Origin of the sequence: Ideonella sp. (genome assembly GCF_035254525.1) — a bacterium.
GTDB lineage: Bacteria > Pseudomonadota > Gammaproteobacteria > Burkholderiales > Burkholderiaceae_C > Ideonella.
The window spans coordinates 1-24,749 of sequence record NZ_DATFAN010000125.1 but is presented as its reverse complement, the minus strand read 5'-3'; the positions used below and the strand labels follow the sequence as shown (position 1 = coordinate 24,749).

Annotated in this window: 25 protein-coding genes; 16 read left to right on the top strand and 9 right to left on the bottom strand. The window is 71.1% G+C overall.

The window, feature by feature from the left end; genetic code table 11:
• Both VJ693_RS12465 and nirB read right to left on the bottom strand, forming a co-directional pair.
• On the bottom strand, positions 1 to 218 hold a 218-nt coding region (locus tag VJ693_RS12465; RefSeq protein ID WP_324154551.1), incomplete at its 3' end, for a type IV pili methyl-accepting chemotaxis transducer N-terminal domain-containing protein.
• Positions 215 to 2,665 (bottom strand): nitrite reductase large subunit NirB, encoded by a 2,451-nt coding sequence (gene nirB, locus VJ693_RS12460; protein WP_324154550.1) that lies wholly within the window; start codon positions 2,663 to 2,665, stop codon positions 215 to 217. The genes VJ693_RS12465 and nirB, both read right to left, overlap by 4 nt.
• A gap of 97 nt (positions 2,666 to 2,762) precedes the next feature.
• On the opposite strand from nirB, the gene VJ693_RS12455 reads away from it, so the two are divergent.
• The gene (locus VJ693_RS12455; protein WP_324154549.1) at positions 2,763 to 4,481 is read left to right on the top strand and encodes a bifunctional protein-serine/threonine kinase/phosphatase; all 1,719 of its coding nucleotides are present in this window, start codon (positions 2,763 to 2,765) and stop codon (positions 4,479 to 4,481) included.
• Here VJ693_RS12455 and VJ693_RS12450 read toward each other — a convergent pair.
• Positions 4,385 to 5,704 carry an MFS transporter gene (locus VJ693_RS12450; protein ID WP_324154548.1) on the bottom strand — a complete coding sequence of 440 codons (1,320 nt, stop codon included), beginning with the start codon at positions 5,702 to 5,704 and terminating at the stop codon, positions 4,385 to 4,387. The genes VJ693_RS12455 and VJ693_RS12450 overlap by 97 nt on opposite strands.
• 330 nt (positions 5,705 to 6,034) lie before the next feature.
• Here VJ693_RS12450 and VJ693_RS12445 point away from each other — a divergent pair, with 330 nt between their 5' ends.
• The 6 genes from VJ693_RS12445 to VJ693_RS12420 all read left to right on the top strand — a co-directional run bounded on the left by VJ693_RS12445 (position 6,035) and on the right by VJ693_RS12420 (position 11,250).
• Complete coding sequence (locus VJ693_RS12445) at positions 6,035 to 7,333, top strand: type IV pili methyl-accepting chemotaxis transducer N-terminal domain-containing protein (protein WP_324154547.1); 1,299 nt, start codon at positions 6,035 to 6,037, stop codon at positions 7,331 to 7,333.
• Positions 7,334 to 7,377: 44 nt separating this feature from the next.
• Positions 7,378 to 8,142, top strand: coding sequence for a septum site-determining protein MinC (minC, locus tag VJ693_RS12440; RefSeq protein WP_324154546.1), 765 nt, complete (start codon positions 7,378 to 7,380; stop codon positions 8,140 to 8,142).
• Between the two features lie 35 nt (positions 8,143 to 8,177).
• Positions 8,178 to 8,993: a septum site-determining protein MinD gene (gene minD, locus VJ693_RS12435; RefSeq protein WP_324154544.1), complete on the top strand. Its 816-nt coding sequence runs from the start codon at positions 8,178 to 8,180 to the stop codon at positions 8,991 to 8,993.
• A 6-nt stretch (positions 8,994 to 8,999) separates the two neighbouring features.
• A complete protein-coding gene (gene minE / locus VJ693_RS12430; protein ID WP_324154542.1) occupies positions 9,000 to 9,260 on the top strand; it encodes a cell division topological specificity factor MinE in 261 nt (86 codons plus the stop codon).
• Positions 9,261 to 9,339: 79 nt separating this feature from the next.
• On the top strand, positions 9,340 to 10,032 hold the full coding sequence (locus VJ693_RS12425; protein WP_324154540.1) for a hypothetical protein: 693 nt from the start codon (positions 9,340 to 9,342) through the stop codon (positions 10,030 to 10,032).
• Between the two features lie 45 nt (positions 10,033 to 10,077).
• Complete coding sequence (locus VJ693_RS12420) at positions 10,078 to 11,250, top strand: aspartyl/asparaginyl beta-hydroxylase domain-containing protein (RefSeq protein WP_324154538.1); 1,173 nt, start codon at positions 10,078 to 10,080, stop codon at positions 11,248 to 11,250.
• 16 nt (positions 11,251 to 11,266) lie between these two features.
• Here the strand turns inward: VJ693_RS12420 and VJ693_RS12415 are convergent, their stop codons facing one another.
• From VJ693_RS12415 to VJ693_RS12390, 6 genes are read right to left on the bottom strand one after another with little or no spacing between them, the layout of a single operon-like run.
• On the bottom strand, positions 11,267 to 11,866 hold the full coding sequence (locus tag VJ693_RS12415) for a diheme cytochrome c-553 (RefSeq protein ID WP_324154537.1): 600 nt from the start codon (positions 11,864 to 11,866) through the stop codon (positions 11,267 to 11,269).
• Positions 11,863 to 12,969, bottom strand: a complete 1,107-nt coding sequence (locus VJ693_RS12410) for a hypothetical protein (protein WP_324154535.1) — start codon at positions 12,967 to 12,969, stop codon at positions 11,863 to 11,865. Before VJ693_RS12410 ends, VJ693_RS12415 begins: the two co-directional genes overlap by 4 nt.
• A gap of 7 nt (positions 12,970 to 12,976) precedes the next feature.
• Positions 12,977 to 13,486 carry a VOC family protein gene (locus tag VJ693_RS12405; protein WP_324154533.1) on the bottom strand — a complete coding sequence of 170 codons (510 nt, stop codon included), beginning with the start codon at positions 13,484 to 13,486 and terminating at the stop codon, positions 12,977 to 12,979.
• Positions 13,487 to 13,497: 11 nt separating this feature from the next.
• Positions 13,498 to 14,178: a glutathione S-transferase family protein gene (locus tag VJ693_RS12400; protein ID WP_324154531.1), complete on the bottom strand. Its 681-nt coding sequence runs from the start codon at positions 14,176 to 14,178 to the stop codon at positions 13,498 to 13,500.
• 16 nt (positions 14,179 to 14,194) lie between these two features.
• Positions 14,195 to 14,911 (bottom strand): hypothetical protein, encoded by a 717-nt coding sequence (locus VJ693_RS12395; RefSeq protein ID WP_324154529.1) that lies wholly within the window; start codon positions 14,909 to 14,911, stop codon positions 14,195 to 14,197.
• Complete coding sequence (locus VJ693_RS12390; protein WP_324154527.1) at positions 14,908 to 15,165, bottom strand: hypothetical protein; 258 nt, start codon at positions 15,163 to 15,165, stop codon at positions 14,908 to 14,910. Before VJ693_RS12390 ends, VJ693_RS12395 begins: the two co-directional genes overlap by 4 nt.
• 350 nt (positions 15,166 to 15,515) lie before the next feature.
• Between VJ693_RS12390 and VJ693_RS12385 the strand changes: the two genes are divergently transcribed.
• The 9 genes from VJ693_RS12385 to VJ693_RS12345 form a co-directional block, all read left to right on the top strand.
• Positions 15,516 to 15,698, top strand: coding sequence for a hypothetical protein (locus VJ693_RS12385; RefSeq protein ID WP_324154525.1), 183 nt, complete (start codon positions 15,516 to 15,518; stop codon positions 15,696 to 15,698).
• Between the two features lie 77 nt (positions 15,699 to 15,775).
• The gene (locus VJ693_RS12380) at positions 15,776 to 16,891 is read left to right on the top strand and encodes a hypothetical protein (protein ID WP_324154523.1); all 1,116 of its coding nucleotides are present in this window, start codon (positions 15,776 to 15,778) and stop codon (positions 16,889 to 16,891) included.
• Positions 16,888 to 19,089 carry a peptidase domain-containing ABC transporter gene (locus VJ693_RS12375; protein WP_324154521.1) on the top strand — a complete coding sequence of 734 codons (2,202 nt, stop codon included), beginning with the start codon at positions 16,888 to 16,890 and terminating at the stop codon, positions 19,087 to 19,089. The genes VJ693_RS12380 and VJ693_RS12375 overlap by 4 nt, the downstream gene beginning before the upstream one ends.
• A 96-nt stretch (positions 19,090 to 19,185) precedes the next feature.
• Entirely contained in the window at positions 19,186 to 19,845 is a 660-nt protein-coding gene (locus tag VJ693_RS12370) for a glutathione S-transferase family protein (protein WP_324154520.1), read from the top strand.
• 186 nt (positions 19,846 to 20,031) lie between these two features.
• A complete protein-coding gene (locus VJ693_RS12365) occupies positions 20,032 to 20,973 on the top strand; it encodes an ornithine cyclodeaminase family protein (RefSeq protein ID WP_324154518.1) in 942 nt (313 codons plus the stop codon).
• Positions 20,974 to 20,979: 6 nt separating this feature from the next.
• Complete coding sequence (locus VJ693_RS12360) at positions 20,980 to 21,666, top strand: DNA alkylation repair protein (RefSeq protein ID WP_324154517.1); 687 nt, start codon at positions 20,980 to 20,982, stop codon at positions 21,664 to 21,666.
• Positions 21,667 to 21,694: 28 nt separating this feature from the next.
• A complete protein-coding gene (locus VJ693_RS12355) occupies positions 21,695 to 22,288 on the top strand; it encodes a YceI family protein (RefSeq protein WP_324154553.1) in 594 nt (197 codons plus the stop codon).
• 241 nt (positions 22,289 to 22,529) lie between these two features.
• Positions 22,530 to 23,783, top strand: coding sequence for a thiamine pyrophosphate-dependent enzyme (locus tag VJ693_RS12350; protein ID WP_324154516.1), 1,254 nt, complete (start codon positions 22,530 to 22,532; stop codon positions 23,781 to 23,783).
• Between the two features lie 4 nt (positions 23,784 to 23,787).
• Positions 23,788 to 24,749: alpha-ketoacid dehydrogenase subunit beta (locus tag VJ693_RS12345; RefSeq protein WP_324154514.1), on the top strand; the 962-nt coding region annotated here is incomplete at its 3' end.

Sequence of the window (24,749 nt, the reverse complement as noted above, 5' to 3'; positions counted from 1 at the left end):
CGGTCGAACAGCGCCATCGACGCGGCCAGCGTGCGCTCGGCCAGCTCGCCTTCCACGCCCTGGCCCAAGGCGAGGTAGCTCTTCGCCATCCGCTGGCACAGCATGCGCTGGCGGCCGGCCTTGTTGATGGCGTCGTTGATGTCGTGCACCTGGGCACGGCCGGCGAGCGGCAGCGTCAGCGTTGCGCCGGCTGCCAGCATCCACGCGCGGCGCTTCATGCGGCCTCCACGGGCGCGAACTGACGCGTGTCCACCGCGGCCTTGTCGAACTCGAACCACGGGTCGGGCTCGCCGTCGAGCGCGAACTGCAGCCGCTGCCACAGCGCCTTGCGGCCCTCGATGTCGTCGAGGACCCGCTTCTTGACGTGGTCGAGCCCCACGCGGCCGACGTAATGCACCGTGCGCTCCAGGTACCAGCCTTCCTCGCGGTACAGCTGCAGGAAGGCGCCGCTGACCTCGAGCACTTCCTCGGCGGTCTTGAGCTTGCACAGGAACTGCGCCACCTCGGTCTTGATGCCGCCGTTGCCGGCCACGTAGATCTCCCAGCCCGAGTCGACGCCGATCACGCCCACGTCCTTGATGCCGGCCTCGGCGCAATTGCGCGGGCAGCCGCTCACCGCGAGCTTGACCTTGTGCGGGGCGTACATGCGCCACAGCGCGCGCTCGAGGTCCTTGCCCATCTGCGTGCTGTCCTGCGTGCCGAAGCGGCACCACTCGCTGCCCACGCAGGTCTTCACCGTGCGCAGCGCCTTGGCGTAGGCATGGCCCGAGGGCATGCCGATGTCCTTCCAGACGTTGACCAGGTCCTCCTTCTTCACGCCGAGCAGGTCGATGCGCTGGCCGCCGGTGACCTTGACCGTGGGGATCTTGTACTTGTCGACCGCGTCGGCGATGCGGCGCAGCTCGTCGGCCGTGGTCTCGCCGCCCCACATGCGCGGGATGACCGAGTAGGTGCCGTCCTTCTGGATGTTGGCGTGGCTGCGTTCGTTGATGAAGCGCGACTGCGGATCGTCCTTGGCTTCCTTGGGCCAGGTGCTGACCAGGTAGTAGTTGATGGCCGGGCGGCAGCTGGCGCAGCCGTTGGGCGTGCGCCATTCGAGCGCGCGGTACACGCCTTCGATCGTGAGCAGCTTGCTGCCGTCGGGCAGCGGCTTGCGGATCGCCTGGCGCACCTCCTCGTGGCTGTAGTCGGTGCAGCCGCACATCGCCTTCTTCTTCGGCGTGGCGGAGTAGTCGCCACCGGCGGTGAACATCAGGATCTGCTCCACCAGGCCGGTGCACGAGCCGCACGACGCGCTGGCCTTGGTGTGCTTGCGCACCTCGTCGAGGGTGAACAGGCCCTTCTCCTTGATGGCCTTGCAGATCGCGCCCTTGGTGACGCCGTTGCACCCGCACACCTCGTCGCCGTCGGCCATCGCCGCGGCCTTGTTGTGGCCTTCGTGACCGGTGTCGCCGATGTTGGACTCGCCGAACATCAGCTTGTCGCGGATATCGCCCACGCTGCGGCCTTCGCGCAGCAGCTTGAAGTACCAGGAGCCGTCGACGGTGTCGCCGTACAGGCAGGCGCCCACCAGCTTGTCGTCCTTGATGACGAGCTTCTTGTAGACGCCGCCGTAGGGATCGCTCATCACGATCTCCTCGCAGTCGTCGCCGCCCATGAAGTCGCCGGCGGAGAAAAGATCGATGCCGGTGACCTTGAGCTTCGTGCTGGTCTGGCTGCCGGTGTAGCGGCCGATGCCGAACTCGGCCAGGTGCGTCGCGCAGACCTTGCCCTGCTCGAACAGCGGCGCCACCAGGCCGTAGGCGATGCCGCGGTGCGCGGCGCATTCGCCGACCGCGTAGATGCGCGGGTCGGTCACCGTCTGCATCGTGTCGGTGACGACGATGCCGCGGTTGCATAGCAGCGAGGCACTCTCGGCGAGCGCGGTGTTGGGGCGGATGCCCGCGGCCATCACAACCAGGTCGGCCGGGATCTCGCGGCCGTCCTTGAATTTCACGGCCTTCACGCGGCCCGCGTCGTTGCCCAGCAGCGAATCGGTCTGCGCGCCGATCTCGAATTTCAGCCCGCGGTCTTCGAGCGACTTCTGCAGCAGCTTGCCGGCCACGTCGTCGAGCTGGCGCTCCATCAGCCACGGCATGATGTGCACCACGCTGACCTGCATGCCGCGCAGCATCAAGCCATTCGCGGCTTCCAGGCCCAGCAGGCCGCCGCCGATGACCACCGCGTGCTTGTGCGTCTTGGCCGTCTCGATCATCGTCTCGGTGTCGGCGATGTCGCGGTAGGCGATCACGCCGCCGAGCTCCTTGCCGGGCACCGGCAGGATGAAGGGGTTCGAGCCGGTCGCGATCAGCAGCCGGTCGTAGGGCGCGCTCGTGCCGTCTTCGGCGATCACCAGGCGCTTGACGCGGTCGATCTTTGCGACCTTCTTGCCCAGGTGCAGCGTGATGCCGTTGTCTTCGTACCAGGACAGCGGGTTGAGGATGATCTCGTCGACCGTCTGCTCGCCGGCGAGCACCGGCGACAGCAGGATGCGGTTGTAGTTCGGGTGCGGCTCGGCGCCGAAGACGGTGATGTCGTACAGGTCCGGTGCGATCTTCAGCAGCTCTTCGAGCGTGCGCACGCCGGCCATGCCGTTGCCGACCATCACGAGCTTCATCTTCTTCATGGTGGGGCTTCCTTTCAAGAACGTCTCAATTGCAAAAAGCAAGTCGGGTGCCCAATGCGCGCGGCCACAATGCGGCGGCAGCCAAGCAGGGGATCGGATGAGTTTCGAAGTCGATGTCGGCTACAGCAGCCAGCGCGGGCCGCGCGAGATCAACGAAGATTTCGCCGGCGCCGTGCGCGCCGCGCCGCACGAGGCCGCGCGCGGGCTGATCGCCGCGGTGGCCGATGGCGTGTCCACCGGCGGCCACGGCCTGGAAGCGGCGCAGACCACGGTGATGGGCCTGCTGTCGGATTTCTTCGCCGTGCCGGCCACCTGGGAGACCACGGTGGTGCTCGACCGGCTGATCGGCGCGCAGAACGCCTGGCTCGCCGCGCAGAACCGGCGCCGCGCCGGCCGGGGCGGAGACGGCGCGGCGCTGACCACGCTGACCGCACTTGCGCTGCACGGCCAGACCTGGACGCTGGCCCACGTGGGCGACACGCGCGCCTGGCTGTTGCGCGACGGCGAGCTGACGCAGCTCAGCCACGACCATGCCTTCGACCACCCCGACCAGCGCAGCCGCCTGACGCGCGCGGTCGGCCTGGACGATGCGGTGCGCGTCGACTACGCGCAGGGGGACGTGCGCATCGGCGACGTGTTCGTGCTGACCAGCGACGGCGTGCACGGCGCGATCAAGGCCGCGCGGTTGACGCAGCTGGCCGCCGCGGCCGACGGCAACGCCCAGGCGGCGGCCGATGCACTGGCCCAGGCCGCGCTGGATGCCGGTGGGCGCGATAACGCGACCGCCCTGGTGCTGCGGGTGACGGGGCTGGACGCGCGCCAGCTCGACGACGAGCGGGCCGACGGCCGGCGCCTGCCCGCGCCGCCGCTGCTGAAGGTGGGCGACACGCTCGACGGCATGAGCATCACCGCGCTCGTCGCCGACACCGGCGTGCACCGGCTCTACCAGGCGCGGCTGCCGGGCGGCGGCGCGCTGGTGGCGCTGAAGACGCTGCACCCCAGCCGGGCCAGTGACCCCGAGGAGCGCGCGATGCTGGTGCACGAGGCCTGGCTCGGCCAGCGTGTCGGCGCCGACGGCAACGCGGGCTTCGTGCGCGTGCACGAGCGCCGGCCCGACGCCAGCGTTCTGTACACCGTGTTCGATTGGCACCCCGGCCGCACGCTCGAACAACGCATGGCGGGCGGCGAGCGCCCGACGGCGGCCGAGGTCATCGAGGCGGCGCTGGCCTGCACCCGCGCGCTGGCGCGGCTGCACCGGCACGGCGTGGTGCACCGCGACATCAAGCCTGGCAACCTGCACCTGGGCGACGACGGCGTCTGGCGCATCCTCGACCTCGGCGTGGCGTTGAGCGGGCGCGAGAGCGCCGCGCAGCGCGAGCTGCATGCCGGCACGCCGAGCTACATGAACCCCGAGCAGTGGGACGGTGCGCTGCCCGACGCGGGCAGCGACCTGTTCGCGCTCGGCGTCACGCTGTACCAGTGGCTGACCGGCCGCCTGCCCTATGGCGAGATCGAGCCCTACCAGGGCGGGCGCTACCGGCGTGACCCGGTGGCTCCGTCGCGCATCCGGCCCGACGTGCCAATCTGGCTCGACCACGTGCTGCAGAAGGCCGTCGCACGCGAGGCCGCACAGCGCTTCGAGACCGCCGAGGAGTTGCTGCTCGCGCTCGAGCGCGGCGCCTCGCGGCCCCTGCGTGCGCCCGGCGCGACGCCGTTGATTCACCGCGATCCCCTTGCGCTGTGGAAGGCGGCGCTCGCGGTGTCGCTGCTGTTCAACGTGTTGCTCGTCGTCTGGCTGTTGTTCTTGCCGAGATGAGCTGCTTCGGCGGGTGCGGGCTTCGCGCGTCCGCCTTTCTCCGCCCACGTCCGCGTCCAGCGGATCTGCACCATCCGCAGCATCACCAGCATCAGCAGCGCCAGCGCGGTGAACGCGAGGAAGCCGAACAGGTAGGTGCCGGCGTACTGCTTCGACACGCCCATCGCATTGGGCAGGAAGCCGCCGCCCAGCGCGCCGACCTCGCCGATCATCGAGCCGGCCACGGCGGTGGTCAGCGGCCAGCGCAGCGGCACGAGCTGGAACAGCGCACCATTGCCGGCGCCCAGCGCGGCGAAGCACAGCATGAACAGCAGCGTGGTGAGCGCCAGCGAGCTGCCGGCGAAACCGCACATCGTCAGCGTGGCCGCGACCAGCATCAACACGCCGCTGAGCGTGTTGATGCCGCCGATGCGGTCGGAGATGTAGCCGCCCAGCACGCGCACCGCCGAGCCCATCAGCGTGGCCAGCATCGTCAGCTGGCCGGCCTCGATCTTGGTGACCTTGAACTGGTCGTGGAAGTAGGTCGGCAGGAAGCTCGACAGGCCGATGAAGCCGCCGAAGGTGACGATGTAGATCAGGCTGAAGGCCCAGCCGTCCTTCTCGAACAGGCAGGCGATGTGCTCGCGAAAGCTCTGGTGCTCGCGGTCGGGCGGCTCCTTGGCGGCGAACCACATCACCGCCATCGGCAGCAGCATCGTCAGCGCGGCCAGGCCGTACACCGTCTGCCAGCCGAAGGCCTGCGCCAGCGGCGGCGCGAACAGCACCGCCAGCACCGTGCCCGAGTTGCCCGCGCCGGCGATGCCCATCGCCAGGCCCTTGTATTTGGGCGGGAACCAGCCCGAGCCGAGCGACAGCGCCACGCCGAAGCTCGCGCCGGCGATGCCCAGCAGCACGCCCATCGCCAGCACGCCGTCGTAGCTGTCGACGAAGAAGAAGCCGAAGGCCAGCGCGGCGACGATCAGCGTCATCTCGACCATCGCCGCGTTCTTGCGCCCGATGTACTGCGACAGCACGCCGAGCGGGAAGCGCATCAGCGCGCCGGCCAGGATGGGCACCGAAAGCATGAAGCCCTTCTGCGCCGGCGTCAGCCCGTAGCTCTCGCTGATGAACGGGCCCATCGCGCCGTTGAGCACCCAGACGGCAAAGCAGAAGTCGAAGTACAGGAACGACGCGGCAAGCGTCGGCCAGTGGCCGGAGCGGAGGAACGTCGAAAACTTGGACATGGCGCGATCGCGAATGGCTGAACGCCCCCGGCGAACGCGGCAGCGCTCGCTTCGGGCGTGGTGGGTCGGGAGGACACTGCCGGCCAGAGCGGCGGCGGCAGGGGGGTGATGCGGTGTACGTGGCACCGGCCGGCAGCGCACGGCCTCACGCGGCCGAGCGGGCCGGCGGATGGCGCGCCGGGGCGCACGAATCGGCCTTGATTGCAGGGTCAAGGCCTCACCAGGGCGGTGCGTCGTTACACCGCCGCCTATCCCTTTGCAAGGCTCGTGCCGGATTCGCTTGAGGTGGCACGAAGCCCGCTTCGGCCGCTCATCCCCTATGCTTCGTGCGTGACGAGCTCGCCCCCCTCCTCCACTCGACCGGCCTTCGCGCTGTGGGCCGACGATCCCGACGCACCGCGCTTGGCCGCAGCCCTGCAGGCGGCCGGTCTGCCGCTGGCCGACGCCCCTGGCGCCGCGCCCGAAGCCGGTGCACATGCACCGCGACAGGTCGTTCTCGGTGCATCGGCCGCCCTAGCCTGGCTCGCCCAGGCCGGGGACGGCGAGGCCGGCCAGGGCAGTGCGTTCGGTCTGGCGCCGGCCGACCCGGCCGAGATGGAGGCGCTCGCCCGGTCTGGCCTGGCCGGCTGGTGGCCGGCCGCCGTGCTCGACGACCCTGTCGCGCTGCGCGCCGCCCTGGCCTGGGACGCCGCGCGCTGGCAGCGCGAGCAGGCCACGCAGGCCGAGCTGGCCCGGGCGCGCGGCCAGCTCGACGAGCGCAAGTGGGTCGACCGTGCCAAGGGCGTGCTGATGACCGCGCGCGGCATCGGCGAGGACGAGGCCTTCCGCCTGCTGCGCGGGGCTGCGATGCACGCCAACCTGCGCGTCGGCGAGGTCTCGCGCTCGGTCACCGAGGCCAGCCAGTGGGCCGAGGCGATCAACCGCGCCGGCCAGCTGCGCATGCTGTCGCAGCGCCTGGTCAAGCTCGCCGCGCAGCGCCTGGCCGGGATCGACCCGCGCCGTGCCCGTGCGCTGCAGGACGAGGCCGCCCAGCGCGTGCAGGACAACCTCGACCACCTGGCCGCGTGCCCGCCGCTGGCCGCCGGCCCGGACACGATGCAGGAGGCGCGCGAGGCCCTGGCTGCCACCACGGCGGCCTGGGACAAGCTCGCACGAGCCTTGGCCCAGCGCCCTTCGGCCCAGGTGCTCGCCGGGGCCGATCGCTGCGCGATGGCCTTGCTCGACTGCGCCGAGGCCCTCACCGCGGCGCTCGAGCAAGGCGGCGCGCGGCGCGCGCTGCGGCTGGTCAACCTGTGCGGCCGCCAGCGCATGCGGGTGCAGCGCGTGGCCAAGGATGCGCTGCTGGCCGAGTTGCTGGACGAGCCGGCCCGGCGCGAGGCGCTGGCGCCGCTGCTCGACGAGTTCGCCGCCGCGCTGCAGGAGCTCGAGCGCGCCCCGCTGGCCAGCGCCGAGACGCGCGAGGCGCTCGACAGCGCGCGCGACGAATGGCTGCGCCTGCTGCGCGGCGCCGACGCGGCGGGCCGCGCCGAGGGCCGCGCGCTGCTGGCCGCGTCCAGCGACGCGCTGCTCGATGCTTTCGACCGCCTGACCGCGGGCTACGAGCGGAGCCTTCAAGTGATCATGTCTTGAGCCTCGCCCGGTAAACTCGCGCCTTTCCTGCTCACTGGGTTTTCATGGTTGGTGTGGCTTCGACGGGTGATCCGTTCCCCGTCTTCGATCTCAAGAACACGAACCTGCCGCTGCTCGCGCTGCAGCTCAAGAGCGCCGACCTCGCGGCCCTGGCCGGGGAACTCGGCCGCCGGCTGAGCGAGACGCCGAACCTGTTCAATCACGACCCGCTGGTGATCGACCTGGCGCTGCTGCGCGAGGCCGACGAGGCGGTCGACTTCGCCGCGCTGATGGCGCTGCTGCGCGACAGCCGCATGCAGCCGGTGGCCGTGGCTGGCGGCAGCCCGGCGCAGATGGAGGCCGCGCTCGCCGCCGGCCTGCCCGAGGCGCCCGAGCCGCCGGCTCCGAAGCCGCGCCCCGTGCGCGAGGTGGAGGTGATCAAGGAGGTCGTGCGCGAAGTGCCGGTCGAGGTGCCGGTGGAGGTGCAGGTCGCGGCGAACACGCTGGTGATCGACAAGCCGCTGCGCTCGGGCCAGCAGGTCTACGCCAAGGGTGGCGATCTCGTCGTGCTCGCGGCGGTCAACTTCGGCGCCGAGGTCATTGCCGACGGTCACATCCATGTTTACGCCCCGTTGCGCGGCAAGGCCATCGCCGGCCACCGCGGCAACACGCAAGCCCGTATCTTCAGCACCTGCCTGGAACCCGAGCTGATCGCGATCGCCGGCGTCTACCGCACCACCGAGACCGCGCTGCCCGCCGAGGTGCAGGGCAAGCCGGCCCAGGTGCGCCTGGTCGACGACAAGCTGGTCATGGAACCGCTCAAGAGCTGAACAGAACCCTCTCGAATATCAAGGACTCGTTACCGATGGCAAGAATCGTCGTAGTGACTTCCGGCAAGGGCGGGGTCGGCAAGACCACCACCAGCGCCAGTTTTTCGTCCGGCCTCGCCCTGCGCGGCCACAAGACCGCGGTGATCGATTTCGACGTCGGCCTGCGCAACCTCGACCTGATCATGGGCTGCGAGCGCCGCGTGGTCTACGACCTGATCAACGTGATCAACGGCGAGGCCAACCTGAACCAGGCGCTGATCAAGGACAAGCAGTGCGACAAGCTGTTCGTGCTGCCCGCCTCGCAGACGCGCGACAAGGACGCGCTGACGAAAGAGGGCGTCGAGCGCGTGCTGCACGACCTGGCCGAGATGGGCTTCGACTACATCGTCTGCGATTCGCCGGCCGGCATCGAGACCGGCGCGCTGCTGGCGATGCACTTCGCCGACGAGGCGCTGGTCGTCACCAACCCCGAGGTCTCGTCGGTGCGCGATTCCGACCGCATCCTCGGCATGCTCAGCAGCAAGACCAAGCGTGCCATCGAAGGCAAGGAAGGCATCAAGGAGCACCTGCTGATCACCCGCTACAACCCCGGGCGGGTGCAGGACGGCCACATGCTGTCGCTGACCGACATCCAGGAGATCTTGCGCATCCCGCTGCTCGGCGTGGTGCCCGAATCCGAGACGGTGCTGCAGGCGTCGAACCAGGGCCTGCCGGCGATCCACCTGAAGGACAGCGACGTGGCTGTCGCCTACCAGGACCTGGTCGCCCGCTTCCTCGGCGAAGACCGGCCGATGCGCTTCACCGAAGCCGTCAAGCCCGGCCTGCTCAAGCGCCTGTTCGGCGGGAGGTAAGCCGGCATGTCCTTCCTGTCCTTCCTGCTCGGCGAAAAGAAGAAGACCGCCAGCGTCGCCAAGGAGCGGCTGCAGATCATCCTCGCGCACGAACGCTCGGGCCGCACCGGCGCCGACTACCTGCCCGCGCTGCAGCGCGAGCTGGTCGAGGTGATTTCGAAGTACGTGTCGATCAACCCGCAGGACATCAGGGTGAACCTCGAACGCCAGGACAATCTGGAGGTGCTCGAGGTCAAGATCGAGCTCCCCGAGGCCTCCCGCTTGTAACGGCCGTCCCAACATCGCGTTTCATTTCGCGGGCCCGGGGGCCCTACGCTGCGGTCGATCTGAAACGAATGTGTCCTCGATGCTCGGCCGAAACAAGCCTGTTGTCTTTGATCCCTACGGCCGCCGGCGCACCCGCCGCGGCCTGCCCAGCTGGTTCTGGCTGCTGCTGATCGGCACGCTGGCCGGCGTGACCGGTGTGCTCTACCTGCAAGAGCGCGTGCTGCCGCCGCGCCTGTCGCAGGATGATTCGGCGGCCTTGCGCAGCCGCTTCGACGAGGCCGACGCCGAGCGCCTGCGCCTGCGCAGCGAACTGGCCGACACCAAGCAGCGGCTCGACGCGGCCCTGGCCGACAAGACCCGGCTCACCGCCGAGCTGGCGGCCAACCGCAGCACCACCGACGACCTGAAGGCCGACGTCGCCTCGCTGGTCGCCACGCTGCCGCCCGACCCGCGCGACAACGGCGTCGAGGTGCGCGCGGGCCGTTTCAGCGCGAGCGGCTCCACGCTGGACTACGACGTCGTGCTGACGCGCGAGCGCAGCGCGGCCAAGCCGTTCACCGGCGTCATGCAACTCGTGGTCGCCGGCGATCCCGCGCGCGGCGGCTCGAGCAGCTTCAGCGCCAAGCCGGTGCCCGTCTCGATCCGCGGGCACGAGATCGTGCGCGGCCGCATCGAGCTGCCCGACGGTTTCAAGCCGCGTCAGACGACCGTGCAGGTGCTGGACCGCGAGGCCGGCAAGTCGCTCGGCATGCGCGTGCTGCTCGTCAAGTAGCGTGCCGTTATGCTGGGCGCCGTCTCGAATGCCGGAGGCGGCTCCATGGTCTCAGCAAACCCCGACGCACAACGCCTGGCCGAGGCCGGCGTGGCCGCCTTGAATGCCGGCCAGTGGCACGAAGCCAAGGCGCTGTTCAATCGCCTGGTGGCGGCCGACGCGTCCAGCATCCCTGGCTGGCTCGGGCTGGCCTATGCCTGCCAGGCCGGTGGCGACTGTGCCGCGACGCTTGCTGCGGTCGACCGTGCGCTCGCGCTCGAGCCCGCCAACCTGCGCGCGCTGATGCTCAAGGCCGACAGCCTCGAGGCGGCTGGTGATGCCCGGGCAGCGGCCGCGTTCTACCTGCATGCCTTGCGCAAAGCCCCCCCACCAGAGCAGCGCCCGCCGGCGCTGCAGCGCGAACTGGCGCGTGCCCAGGCCATGCTGGACCGGCGCGCCGGCGCCATCGAGAGCGAGGTCCGCGAGCGCCTCGGCCCGGCGGCATCGAGCCGCCGCGTCGCGGAGTCGATGGACATCCTGTTCGGCAAGGCGTCGCCGTGCTTCCAGCAGCCGCGCTACTACTTCTTCCCCGGCCTGCCGCAGATTGCCTTCTTCGACGACCGCGCGCCGTTTCCATGGCTGGCGGCCCTGGAGGCCGCCACCGGCGATATCCGCGCCGAGGCGCTGGCGGTGATGCGCCAGGACGGCGCTTTTGCGCCCTATGTGCGGCGCCGGGTCGACCGGCCGCAGAAGGTGCAGGGCAGCCTGCTCGACAACCCCGACTGGAGCGCGTTCTACCTGTGGAAGGATGGGCAGCCCGTCGCCGAGAACGCGGCCCGCTGCCCGAAGACCATGGCCGCCATCGAGCACATTCCGTTGTCGCACCTGCGTGGCCGCACGCCATCGGTGCTGTTCTCACTGCTGCGTCCGGGCGCGCACATTCCACCGCATCACGGCATGATCAACACGAGGTTGATCGGCCACCTGCCACTGATCGTGCCACCCGGCTGCGAATTCCGCGTCGGCAACGAGCGGCGCGAATGGGTCGAGGGCCGCGCCTGGCTGTTCGACGACTCGATCGAGCACGAGGCCTGGAACCGCAGCGGGCAGACCCGCGTGATCCTGCTGTTCGAGGTCTGGCGCCCCGAGCTGAGCGAAAACGAGCGGGCCGAGGTCGCTGCCCTGTTCGAGGCGATCGACGCCTGCGGCGGTGGCGGTGGTGCCTGGGCGGACGCGTAGCGGCCAGTGACCGGCCTCAGCGCATCGCCGTCGGCGCGGCCGCAGGCACCCAAGGCTCCGGCACGCGGTTCTTCACCGGCGGGATCGTGCGCAGGTAGGCGAACACGGCCTCGAGGTCCTCGTCGCTGAAGTTGTTGTAGACGGGGATCGGCATCGGCGGCAGCACGGCGCGGCCACGGCCCAGGTGGCGGCCGGTGCGGATGGTCTGCTTGAAGTCGCTGACGGTCCAGTTGCCCAGGCCCGTCTCGGGGTCGGGCGTCAGGTTGGCGGTGAAGCTCACGCCCCAAGGGCCGGCCCAGGCGGTGTTGGTCGCCGACGTGACGACCAGCCACGGGCCCTCGGGCAAGGTCGGCACGGGCGGCATCGCCAGGCCCTGCGGGTGGCCCGACAGCAGGCGCGCGAGGTCCGGCTCGGGGCCGTTCGGGCCCATCTTCAGCGGCGTGTGGCAATCCATGCAGCCGGAGGTGTTGACGAGGTAGCGGCCGCGCGCGGCGATGTCGGGCTTCGCAGGTTCGGCCGCCTGCGCGGCCGGGGCGTCGGCCAGCCCGTAGGCGGCGAACAGCGTGATGGCCGCGGCCAGGGCGTGGCGGCGCAGCGTGGCGTGGGTGGGTTTCATGGGTGGATCTCCTGTCGAGGGTCGGGCGGGGGTAGTGCGCTGGCGATCCAGCGCTGGACGAGGGCCAGGCCCTCGGTGTCGGGAAGCTCGGTGCCCAGCGGCGGCATCTGGCGCTGCGGCTGGCGCGAGGCCATGCGCAGCGTGAGCACGCTGTCTTCCGGCTGGCCGGGCACGACGATGTGCGCCTCGGCTGCGCTGCCCGGCGGGCGGAAGCGGCTGGCCGCGCCGAGCGTGGACTGCAGCACCTCGTGCAGCGCGGCCGCCGGGTCGGCCACGCGCTGGGCCAGCGTCAGGGCGAGCGGGACCTGCGTGCCGGCGCGGTGGTGGCAGTGCGCGCAGTTGCCATGCAGCGTGCCCAGCGCGGCGCGCTCGAGCGGCGAGCGGGCCGGGATGCGCGGCGGCTCGGCCAGCAGCTCGGGCGGCAGGCCACGCAGCAGGCCCCGCTCGGCGAGCCCGCGCAGGTCCACCGCATCCGGCCGCGGCGGGCTGGCGCCGGTGGCCAGCGGGTCGCGCGCGGGCGACAGCTGCAGTGCACTGGCGCCCAGCACCGGCACCGGGCTGCCGCCGTGGCAGGCCAGGCAGTCGGTGCGGCCGGGCACCGCATAACGGCCGCCCGGCGCCGCGGCCACGGCAAGCGCGCGGATGCCGCGTGCCGGTGCCAGCACGGCGTCGTCGCCCGCCTCGTTCCAGACGTAGCTCGCGAAGCGCCAGGCGCCGCGCGGCGTGCGTTCGATGTAGCGGGTTTCGATGCGCCGGCCGCCGAGCGCGAACTCCTTCCACAGCCGCGTGCCGGGCGGGAAGGCCCAGGCATCGGGGCTCGTCCCGTCGATGAAGCCGCCCGGTGGCAGCGCGAGCCAGCGCCGCTTGGTGGCGCCGTCGGACCACAGCGGGTACTGCGGCGTGAAGCCGAGCACGCCGTCGCGCGGGTCGGTCGACGAGCCGGGGGCGTACAGGCCGGTGTCGGCCAGGTGCTCGGGCAAGGGCGCATCGACGCCGTCCGCCGGTGGCGCGGTGGCCGAGGCGGCGCGGCCGGCGCCGAGCGACGCGGCGAGCGCGACGGACACGGCGGCCAGGGCAGCGACGGCGGCGCGAACGGTGGCCATGGCGGCCTCACGCCAGACCGGTGGCCGCGCTGCGGCGCCGCTCGGCCCGCCAGCGAGCCAGCACGCGCGCCGCATCGGCGGGGTCCATGCGGGCGCTGCCGGCATCGGCGCGGCGCGCGCACAGCTCGACCACGTAGCCATCCGGGTCGCGCAGGTAGATCGAGTCGATGAAGCCGTGGTCGGCCACACCGCGCACCTCGATGGCTTCGCGCCGTGCGCGGTCCCTCATCGGCAACAACACGTCGGCCTCGACCTCCAGCGCGATGTGCAGGTCGAAGTCGTGCTGCGGCTTGAATGCGAAGGGCATGCCCGGCACCTCGAAGAAGGCCAGGAACGAACCGTCGCCGAGGCGGAAGAAGGTGTGCAGCGCGGCCTCGGCGCGGCCCGTCTTGGTCTGGTCGAGCCGGATCGCGGCTGCCAGCGGCAGGCCGAGGAAGTCTTCGTAGAAGCGGCGCGTGCGCTCGGAATCGCTGCAGCGCCAGGCGTTGTGGTGCAGGCCGTGGATACGGGGGTTCATCGCAGTCTCCTTCACAGCGCTTCGAAGGTGGCGCCGGCACCCGGCGCGACGAGCTGGGCGTAGAAGGCCGCATGGGTCGGCGCGAAAGCCGGGCGGGCCTTCATCGCGGCGATCCAGCGGCTGAGGTTGCGCCAGCGCCGGTAGTCGGCGTGCACCGCCTCGCCGAGCGTGAGCATCGCGATGCCGAGGTAATCGGCCAGCGATGGCAGCGCGCCGCCCAGGTGGTTCTGGTGCGGCCCGATCAGGTGCTCGTCCAGCACGCCGAGCCAGCGCCGCGCCTGCGGCCGGGCCCAGGCCAGCGTGGCGGCCTGAACGGCCGCATCCGGGCGTCGGTGCTGGGGAAAGACCTGCGGGTAGACGAAGCCGTAGCAGAGCTCGCGAGACAGGAAGGTGTTGAGCCAGTCCATCTGTTCGTTCACGCGGGCGCGGGCCCGCGGGTCGCGCGGGTAGGCCGAGTCCAGGCCGTGCGCGTCGGCCAGGTACTTCAGGATCGCCGACGATTCGGTGAGGCAAAACGCGCCGTCCTCGAGCACCGGCACGCACTGGCTCGGGTTGAGCACGGCGTAGGCGGGCTGCAGGTGCTCGCCGGTGAACAGGTCGACCTGCCGGTGTTCCAGCGCGAGGCCGTGGTCGGCGGCGAAGAAGGTGACCGCCCGGCTGGTCGTCGAGATGGGGTGGTGGTGGAGTCTCATCGTGCTCTCCCGAGGTTCAGGCGGCGAGCCCGGGCACGGGCGCCAGGCCGAGCGATCGGGCCAGGCGGGCCCAGCGCGTGTCGTCGAGCCGTGCGCGTGCCGCGGCCAGCGCGGCATCGAAGGCCTCGGGCGGGGCCTTGGCGCGCATGCCGTGGAACAGCCCGGCGAGCTCAGCCGCGTTCAGCGCGTGCGCCATCCAGCCGAGCGCCTGCATCAGCTCGCGCGGTTCGATGCTGGCCGACAGCCGGCCGTGCAGCGCGGCGAGCTCGGCGTCGCTGTACAGCGCCCACAGCGCGGCGTTGTTCTGCGTCTCCTCGAACTGCATGTGCTCGAGGTTCTCGGCGACGAAGAGGCCGAGGTGCTGGTACAGCCGATGGGCCAGCCTGGCGCGCTCGGCCGCAGGCGCCTGGCGCAGCGCGGCCAGCTCATCGGTCAGCGTGCCGATGCTCTCCAGGTGATCGCGGTGCTCGTCGGCACTGCGCTGCGCGCTGCAGGGGCGTCGGGCCTCGATGGCGGTGTGCAGGAAGTCGTTTTCGTGTTTCAGGTGACCGGCCAGCAACGCCAGCAGCTGCTCGGCCTGGCCGAGTGAACCCTCCAGCTCCTCGGGGTCGTCGACATCCATCGCGCCGAGGCGCCGCAGCGTGTCGAACATCGCGACCCGCAGCGCCTTGTGGATCGGGCGGTACAGGTCGAGCCGGGGGCCGGCCACGGCTTGCTCTGTCGGCCGGCTCATCGCCGGGCCCCCATCGTGGCCGTGGCGCGGCGCTCGGGTTGGCCGCCCAGCTGGCGATAGCGCTGGGCAGACTTCTCGACGAACAGCGGGTCGCGCGGGTCGAGCGGCTGCTCGGGGTCGTCGGCGACCGGCGCATCGGCGGCGGCGATCAGGGGTGCCGCGGCGCAATCGCGGTCGGCCGCGGCCTGCACGCTGAACGCGGCGGCCAGCGTCATCGCGGTGGCCAGCACTGGCCAGGCGAGGTGGATCTTCATTCGGGGCTCCTTCGGACTCGGGTTGCGCGACAAGGGCGTCGCATGGCCAGCAGTCTCCGGATCGGACGGGTGCGGCGCATCGCCCGCACGGGCCATAGGCTGCCGCCAGGGCAGTGGGGATGGCGATGGCCCGAATGGGCCATGGCTCAGTCGACGGGGGCAATTGGGGAGTCCGCGCCCCACGGGTTAGGGGCCCTCGTCCCCCTCCCCTCGGGATACGTGGACCAGCCCCCGGCTTCTATCGTGACGGGGTCGGTCGCCACACGGCCGATGTCTCGAAAAGGCGGCCGGAGTCTCCGGCACTGCCATCCACCCGTTCACACCCATCCATGTCTCAAGGAGGACATCTCATGAACATTTCGACGCAACAACAAGCCCCCGCCCTCGACACCGCTCCGCGCATCCTGGCTCGCCAGCTCGCCCGCGAGCTGAGCAAGGAAGAGATCGAGGCCATCTCCGGCGGCCGCTCGAAGGACCAGGACCACGGCGGCACGGGCTCGGGCCTGTGGGGCAACCTGGACGACAGCGAGTAAGCCCACTCGCGCGCGACCTCGAGCCGGCCCCGCGGGGCCGGCTTTTTCCGAACCCACGACACACTCGTGCTTCACGCATGGCCACCATCCTCATCCCCACCATCGCCCGCGATGTGCATGCGGCCGCCGTGGCGCTCGCGCTCGAGCAGCGGGGGCACCGGCCCATCCGCTGGTTCTGCGCCGACTTCCCCGAACAGTGCAGCATCTCGATGTCGCCCGATGGCGACGCGCCGACGCAGCTCGCGGTGCGCGACGCGCACGGCGTGCTGTTCGACACGCTGCCCGACATCTACTGGAATCGCCGCCTCTCGCCGCCGGTGCTTGGCCCCGGCCTGCCGGAGGGCGACCGCCAGTTCGCGCTGCGCGAATCGCAGGTGCTGCTCAGCGGCGCGCTGGGCCTGGCCTCGCAACACGCCTTCGCCGTCAACGACGTGCACCGCGCGGGCCGCGCCGAGAACAAGGTGCTGCAGCTCGCCGCCGCGCGCGAGCTGGGCTTCACGCTGCCCGACACGCTGATCTCCAACGAGCCCGCCCGCATCCGCCGCTTCCTGCGCGAGCACGAGCGTGGCGGCGCGGTGTTCAAGTCCTTCCGGCCCGTCACCTGGGAGTCGAGCGACTGCCTGGCGATGCTCTTCACCGCCCGCATCACCGAAGCCATGCTGCCTGACGATGCACTGCTGCGCCTGGCGCCCGGCATCTTCCAGGCCTGCGTGCCGAAAGCCCATGAGCTTCGCATCACCTGCATGGGCGACGAGCTGATCGCCGCGCGGCTGGATTCGCAGGCCACGCCCACCGGCAAGACCGACTGGCGCGTCGCCCAGCTGAGCGAGCTCTCGATCACCGAGGCCGAGTTGCCGGCCGAACTGCAGCAGCGCTGCCGCGCCCTCTTGCGCCGGCTCGGCCTGGTGTTCGGCTGCATCGACGTGATCGTCACGCCCGAGGGCGAGCACGTCTTTCTCGAGATCAACCAGATGGGCCAGTTCCTCTGGGTCGAAGAGATGTGCCCCGCGGTGCCGATGCTGCAGACCTTCTGCGAGTTCCTGCTCAGCGGCGATGCGCGCTTCCGCCGCCGCCCGGGGCCGGCCAAAGGCCCGGCCTATGCCGACGTGCGCAGCGCCGCGCTGGCGCTGCTTGACGCCGAGCGTGACCTGCACCGGCAACCCGAGCACGACAGCCACGTGGTGTACGAATGACGGCTCCGCTGTTTCGCGAGCAGGCGCTGCGCGCGCAGCGGCACCGGCAGTTCGGTGTGCCGCTGCGTCTGAGCATGCCCTGGCCGGGCGTCGCCGGCTGGGTGGTGCAAGGGCTGCGCGACGCCTTCCGGCGCCAGACGACGCCGCTGGTGCTGCAGGCCGAGGCCGCCGAGTGCGGGCTGGCCTGCCTGGCCATGGTCGCCGGCCACCACGGCCACGACATCGACCTGGCCACGCTGCGCGCCCGCCATCCGCTGTCGTCGAGAGGCGCGACGCTGGCCGACCTGATGAACGTGGCCGGCCGGCTGCACCTGGGCGCGCGGCCCCTGCGGCTGGAGCCTGAGCAGCTCGGCGAGCTGCCGCTGCCTTGTGTGCTGCACTGGGGCTTCAACCACTTCGTGGTGCTCACGCACAGCCGTGGTGGCCGTGTGGTGCTGCACGATCCCGCCTGCGGGCGGCGCGAGATGGCGCTGCATGAACTGGGCGAGCACTTCACCGGCATCGCGCTCGAGCTGGCCCCGGCGCCGGATTTCCAACCCCGGCGCGACCGCCAGCGCCTGCCGGTCGCGGCGCTCGTCGGCCGCCTGCCGGGGCTGGCCCGGCGCGCCGGCCAGGCGCTCATGCTCACGCTGCTGCTGCAGAGCCTGATGCTGCTGTCGCCGATCTACCTGCAGTCGGTGGTGGACCAGGCCCTGACCACGCAGGACCGTCCGCTCGTCGCCACGCTGGGCCTGGCCTTCCTGCTGCTGGCCGCACTGCAGGCGGCGGTGACGGCGCTGCGCGGCTGGCTGCTCGCGGTCATCGGCGCCAGCCTGAACCTGCAGTTGCAGCGGCGACTGCTGCACCACCTGTTGCGCCTGCCGATGGGCTGGTTCCAGCGGCGCCAGACCGGCGACGTGCTCTCGCGCTTCGATTCGCTGCAGGCCATGCAGCGCACCATGAGCACCGGCCTGCTCGAAGCGCTGGTCGACGGCGCGATGGCGCTGCTCACGCTCGTCATGATGTTCAGCTACAGCGCCCGGCTCGCACTGGTGGGCGTGGGCGCCGCGCTCGTCTACGGCGCCATGCGCCTGGGCCTGTACCGCACGATGCGCCGCGCCGCCGAAGAGCAGATGACCCGCGCCGCCCTGCAGCACGGCCACCTGCTCGAAACCCTGCGCGGCATGCAGACCATCAAGCTGCTGGCCCACGAAGGCCAGCGCTTTGCCCGCTGGAACAACCTGGCCGTCGATCAGAGCAACGCCACGCTGCAGGTAGAGCGCCTGAGCGTGCTGGCGCAGGCGCTCAACGGGGGCCTGTTCGCCATCGAGAACGTGCTGACCATCTGGCTCGGCGCGCTGCTCGTGCTCGCCGCGCCGAGAGGCGCGGGCCTGACCATCGGCATGCTCGTCGCCTTTCTCGCCTACAAGACCCAGTTTGCGCAGCGCGCAGCGGCGCTCGTCGACAAGGCGCTGGAGCTGCGCCTGCTGGGCCTGCACGCCGAGCGCGTGAGCGACATCGTGCTGGCCGCGCCGGAAGAGCCGGGCGGCACCGCCCCCACCACCGAGGTGGGCGCCAGCCTCGCGCTCAAGGCCTTGAGCTTCGGCTACGAAGGCGAGCCGCCGCTGTTCGAGGGCCTGGACCTGCGCATCGAGGCCGGCGAATCGGTGGCCATCGTCGGCCCCTCGGGCTGCGGCAAGACCACGCTGGTCAAGCTGATGCTGGGCCTGCTGCAGCCCACCGCGGGCCACATCGAGGCGGGCGGCGTCCCGCTCGACCAGCTCGGCCTCGCGCGCTACAGGGGTGCGGTGGCCGGCGTGATGCAGGACGACGTGCTCTTCGCCGGCTCGATCGCCGACAACATCTGCTTCTTCGACCCCCAGCCCGACCCCGACCGCATCGAGGCCTGCGCCCGCCAGGCGGCGGTGCACGACGACATCGCGGCGATGCCGATGCGCTACGAGACCCTCGTCGGCGACATGGGCACCGTGCTCTCGGGTGGCCAGAAGCAGCGCGTGCTGCTGGCCCGCGCGCTGTACCGCCAACCCCGCATCCTCTTCCTCGACGAGGCCACCAGCCACCTCGACGTGGCGGGCGAGCACCGCGTGAACGAGGCGGTGCGGGCGCTGAACCTGACCCGCATCATCGTCGCGCACCGGCCGGAGACGGTTGCGAGCGCGGATCGGGTGATCGACCTGGGCGCGGCCACGCGCAGGTGAGCCGCCCAGGCCAGCCGCTGTCGATCCTGGCCCGTACCATTCGTCGTGCAAGCAGCGGCAGCCAGCCCGGCCGCCTGCCTCACGAAGGAGTCCCCCGTGGCCTTGCAGCTCTACTTCCACCCGTTCTCGTCCTACAGCCAGAAGGCGCTGATCGCCTTCTACGAGAACGGGATCGCCTTCGAACGCCAGGTGCTGGAAGGGCCGGACAGCCCGGCGATGCAGCGGCTGGCAGCGATGTGGCCGATGAAGCGGTTTCCGGTGCTGGTGGATGGCGATCAGACCATCCTCGAAGCCAGTTGCATCATCGAGTACCTGGATCTGCACCGGCCCGGGCCGGTGCGGCTGATCCCGGCCGATCGCCAGGCGGCACTGGAGGTGAGGATGCTGGACCGCTTCTTCGACAACTACGTGTCCACGCCGCAGCAGAAGGTCGTGTTCGATGCGCTGCGGCCTGCCGAGGTGCGTGATGCCCGTGGCGTGCAGGAGGCGCGCGACATGCTGGAGACCGCCTATGCCTGGCTCGACCAGCGCATGGCCGGACGCGAGTGGGCGGTGGGCGACAGTTTCAGCCTGGCCGATTGCGGTGCTGCGCCGTTCCTGTTCTATGCCGACTGGACGCACCCGCTCGGCGAGGCCTATCCGCAGGTCACGGCTTACCGCCGCCGCCTGCTGGCCCGCCCCTCGGTCGCCCGCGCGGTGAACGAGGCGCGGCCCTACCGCCCCTACTTTCCGCTGGGGGCGCCGGATCGTGATTGATATGAACCCCCACGCTCCCTTCCGGTCGGCGCCTTGCAGGCCGCGCCGTGCCAGTGGCCCGGCTCCTCGCCAGGCACGAACAGGCCACTGGACTGTTCGTGTCCGGGCTCGGCCCCCCGAGGGGGCTTTTGCAGCGGACCGGCGAAGCCGGATCCGCGCAAATCCCTTGGCCTGGTCGGTCTCGCGATGATCGTCATCGACGCTGCCGCCACGCGCCAGGCGCTGCCGTTCGCGGCGCTGGTCGATGCGCTGCGCAGGCAGTTCGACGCCGGGGCCGAGGTGCCGCCGCGGCATGTGCACGAGCTCGCCGTGCCCGGTGGAGGCACTGTCACCTCGCTGATCATGCCGGCTTGGCTGCCCGGCCGGTACTACGGCGTCAAGGTCGTCAACATCGCGCCGGGCAATGCGGCGCGCGGGCTGCCCGGGCTGCATGCGAGCGTCCTGCTGCACGACGCGGCCACCGGCGTGCCGCTGGCGCTGATCGATGGCGACGAGATCACCGCCCGGCGCACCGCGGCGGCCTCGGCGCTGGCTGCGTCGTACCTGGCGCGTGACGATGCGGCGCGTCTGCTCGTCGTCGGTGCCGGGCGGGTCGCGCGGTGGCTGCCGGCGGCGTATCGCGCCGTGCGGCCGATCGGGCCGGTGCGGGTGTGGGCGCGTGATGCGGCAAAGGCCGAGGCCCTCGCTGCGCAGTGGCGCGCCGAAGGCATGGACGCGGCGGCCGCGCCGGCGCTCGAGGCGGCGCTGGCCGAGGCCGACATCGTGAGCTGTGCGACGCTGGCCACCGCGCCGCTGGTGCCGGGCCGCTGGCTACGGCCGGGCACGCACCTGGACCTGATCGGCAGCTTCACGCCGGCCATGCGCGAGGCCGACGACGATTGTTTCGCCGGCGCGCGCCTGTTCGTCGACACCGACGAGGCGCTGCGCAAGAGCGGCGAGCTGCTCGGGCCGATGGCGCGCGGCGTCTTCGCGCCGGCCGATGTGCAGGGCACGCTGGCCGATCTGGTGGGCGGCGTGGCGGCGGGTCGCCGCACGGCCGACGAGCGCACGGTGTTCAAGTCGGTCGGCACCGCGCTCGAAGACCTCGCTGCGGCGGTGCTGGCCTACGAATCGGTGACGCGGGTATAGCGGCACATGAGCACTTCGACCGCCCAACCCGCCTGGACCCTCGATACCGTGCTGGACCGGCTGCGCGCGCAAGCCCGGCCCGAGGTGCTGGCCGGCATGGCGCACTTCGGCATGAACACCGCGCACCGGCTGGGCTGGGGCATCCCGGCGCTGCGCCAACTGGGGCGCGAGATCGGGCGCGACCATGCACTCGCGCTGCAGCTTGCGGCCAGCGGCGTTCCGGATGCGCAGATCCTTGCCGCCTATGTGGCCGAGCCGGCGCGTTTCACGGTCGCGCAGATGAACACCTGGGTGGCGAGCCTCGCTGCGTGGGATACCTGCGACCAGGCCTGCAGCAACGCCTTCGCGCTCAGCCCGCTGGCTTGGGGGCGGGTGCCGGTGTGGGCGGCGCGCCGCGGCGAATTCGAGCGCCGCGCCGCGTTCGCGCTGATCGCCGCGCTGACGGTGCACGACAAGTCGGCCCCCGACGAGCGCTTTCTCGCCTTCCTGCCGCTGATCGAGCAGGCCGCCGACGACGAGCGCAACTTCGTCAGGAAGGCGGTCAACTGGGCGCTGCGCCAGATCGGCAAGCGAAACGCCGTGTTGCGAACCCACGCCATCGCTTGCGCCGAAAAGTTGCGCACGCGGCACTCACGGGCAGCCCGCTGGATTGCGGCAGACGCCTTGCGCGAGCTGCGCGGCCGCGGATCGTGAACCCCATGGAGAGCCCCACTTGACCTGGATGAACCTGCTGACCCGCCCGCGCGGCGCGGCGCCGATGCTGTTGAGTTGGCTGGGCGCCACCGCCGCGCTCGCCGCCCCGGTGCGCTACGACATCGACCCCAACCACACCTACCCCAGCTTCGAGGCCGATCATCTCGGCGGGCTGTCGGTCTGGCGCGGCAAGTTCAACAAGTCGGCCGGGCAGATCGTGCTGGACAAGGCGGCCGGCACCGGCGGGCTGGACGTGGTGGTCGAGATGGACAGCCTCGATTTCGGCCTCGACCAGATGAACGCCGTGGCGCGCGGCCAGGACATCTTCGATGTCGAGCGCTTCCCCCAGGCCCGCTTTCGCGGCCAGCTCGAGGGTTTCGCCGAGGGCGCGCCCAGCCGCGCGGTCGGCGAATTCACGCTGCACGGCGTGACCCAGCCGCTGACGCTGGAGATCCGCCAGTTCAAGTGCATGCCGCACCCGCTGTTCAAGCGCGAGCTGTGCGGCGCCGATGCGTTCGCCACCTTTCAGCGCGACGCCTTCGGCATCGATGCCGGCAAGCGCTTCGGCTTTCGCATGGATGTGATCCTGCGCATCCAGGTCGAGGCGGTGGCCGCGGAGTAGGCCCGCGACCCTGCCCCGCGCAGGCTCAGGGTCGCCCCCAAAGACAGCCGGGTTCGAACGCGGGCACACTGGGGCGAACCGGCCGCCCGCGCAGCACCCCGCGCGGGCCGGCCGGGCGCATCCAACTTCCTCACCCAGGAGGCTCGCTTGTCGTCCAACACCGGAGTCGGCCGTGCCGAAACGCCCCGCCGTGGCAGCCGCTGAACCGAAGGCAGTGGCGCCAGCCCACCACGCGCCCGCCGTGCCCGCGCCCACCTACGATCCGGGCCCGCTGCGCCTGTACGTGCCCGAGCCCACCGGCCGTCCGGGCCACGCGACCGATTTCTCCTACCTGCGGCTGGCACCGGCCGGCGCGGCGCCCCGGCCGCCGCTGGATGTCTCGCCCGCCGACACCCACGACCTCGCCACCTCGTTGGTGCGCGTGCTCGACGACGAGGGCCGCGCGGTCGGGCCGTGGGCGCCGGCGGTCGAGCCCGAGGCCCTGAAGCGCGGCCTGCGCGCGATGATGAAGACGCGGGCCTTCGATGCCCGCATGCTGATCGCCCAGCGGCAGAAGAAGATCTCGTTCTACATGCAGTGCCTGGGCGAGGAGGCGATCGCGATCGCCCACGCGCAGGCGCTGAAGCCGGGCGACATGTGCTTCCCGACCTACCGCCAGCAGGGCCTGCTGCTGTCGCGCGACGACATCTCGATGGTCGAGCTGATGTGCCAGCTGATGAGCAACGAGAAGGACCCGGTCAAGGGCCGCCAGCTGCCGGTGATGTACTCGTACAAGCGCGCCGGCTTCTTCACGATCTCGGGCAACCTCGCGACGCAGTTCATCCAGGCGGTCGGCTGGGCGATGGCCTCGGCGATCAAGGGCGACACCAAGATCGCGTCGGGCTGGATCGGCGACGGCTCGACGGCCGAGAGCGATTTCCACACCGCGCTGACCTTCGCCCACGTCTACCGCGCGCCGGTGATCCTGAACGTGGTCAACAACCAGTGGGCGATCTCGACCTTCCAGGCGATTGCTGGCGGCGAGGCCAGCACCTTCGCGGCGCGCGGCGTCGGCTGCGGCATCGCCTCGCTTCGGGTCGACGGCAACGACTTCCTCGCCGTGCTCGCCGCCTCGCGCTGGGCTGCCGAGCGGGCCCGCAACAACCTGGGCCCGACGATGATCGAGTGGATCACCTACCGCGCCGGCGCGCACTCGACCTCGGACGACCCGACGCGCTACCGGCCGGCGGGCGACTGGCAGGCCTTCCCGCTCGGCGACCCGATCGCGCGCCTGAAGCGCCACCTGATCGTGCTGGGCGCGTGGTCCGAAGAGGAGCACGCGGCGGCGCAGCGCGAGGTCGAGACCGAGGTGGCCGCCGCGCAGAAGGAGGCCGAGGCCTTCGGCACGCTGCACGACGGTCACATCCCGCCGATCGAGAGCATGTTCGAGGATGTCTACAAGGAGATGCCGCCGCACCTGCGCGCGCAACTCGCGCAGGCCAAGCGGGGAGACTGAGCCGATGACGCAGATGACCATGATCCAGGCCCTGCGCTCGGCGATGGACGTGATGCTCGAGCGCGACGACAACGTCGTCGTCTACGGGCAGGATGTCGGTTACTTCGGTGGCGTGTTCCGCTGCACCGAGGGCCTGCAGGCCAGGCACGGCCGCACACGCGTGTTCGATGCACCGATCAACGAAGGCGGCATCGTCGGCTCGGCGATCGGCATGGCGGCCTATGGCCTGCGGCCGGTGGTCGAGGTGCAGTTCGCCGACTACGTCTACCCGGCCTACGACCAGATCGTCTCGGAGGCGGCGCGCCTGCGCTACCGCTCGGCAGGCGATTTCACGGCGCCGATCACGATCCGCATGCCCTGCGGAGGCGGCATCTACGGCGGGCAGACGCACAGCCAGAGCCCCGAGGCGCTGTTCACCCACGTGTGCGGCATCCGCACGGTGATGCCGAGCAACCCGTACGACGCGAAGGGCCTGCTGATCGCCTCGATCGAGTGCGACGACCCGGTGATCTTTCTCGAGCCCAAGCGCCTGTACAACGGCCCGTTCGACGGCTACCCCGATCGGCCGGTCGTGCCCTGGTCGCAGCACCCGGCCAGCGAGGTGCCCGAGGGGCACTACACGGTGCCGCTGGAATCGGCCGCGGTGGTGCGCCCGGGCGAGGACCTGACGGTGATCACCTACGGCACGATGGTCTTCGTCAGCGAGGCGGCGGCCCAGGAAAGCGGCATCGATGCCGAGATCATCGACCTGCGCAGCCTGTGGCCGCTGGATCTGCCGACCATCGTCGCTTCGGTGAAGAAGACCGGGCGCTGCGTGATCGTGCACGAGGCCACGCGCACCAGCGGCTTCGGTGCCGAACTGGCCGCGCTGGTGCAGGAGCATTGCTTCTACCACCTCGAGTCGCCGATCGAGCGCGTGGCCGGCTGGGACACGCCGTATCCGCATGCCCAGGAGTGGGCCTATTT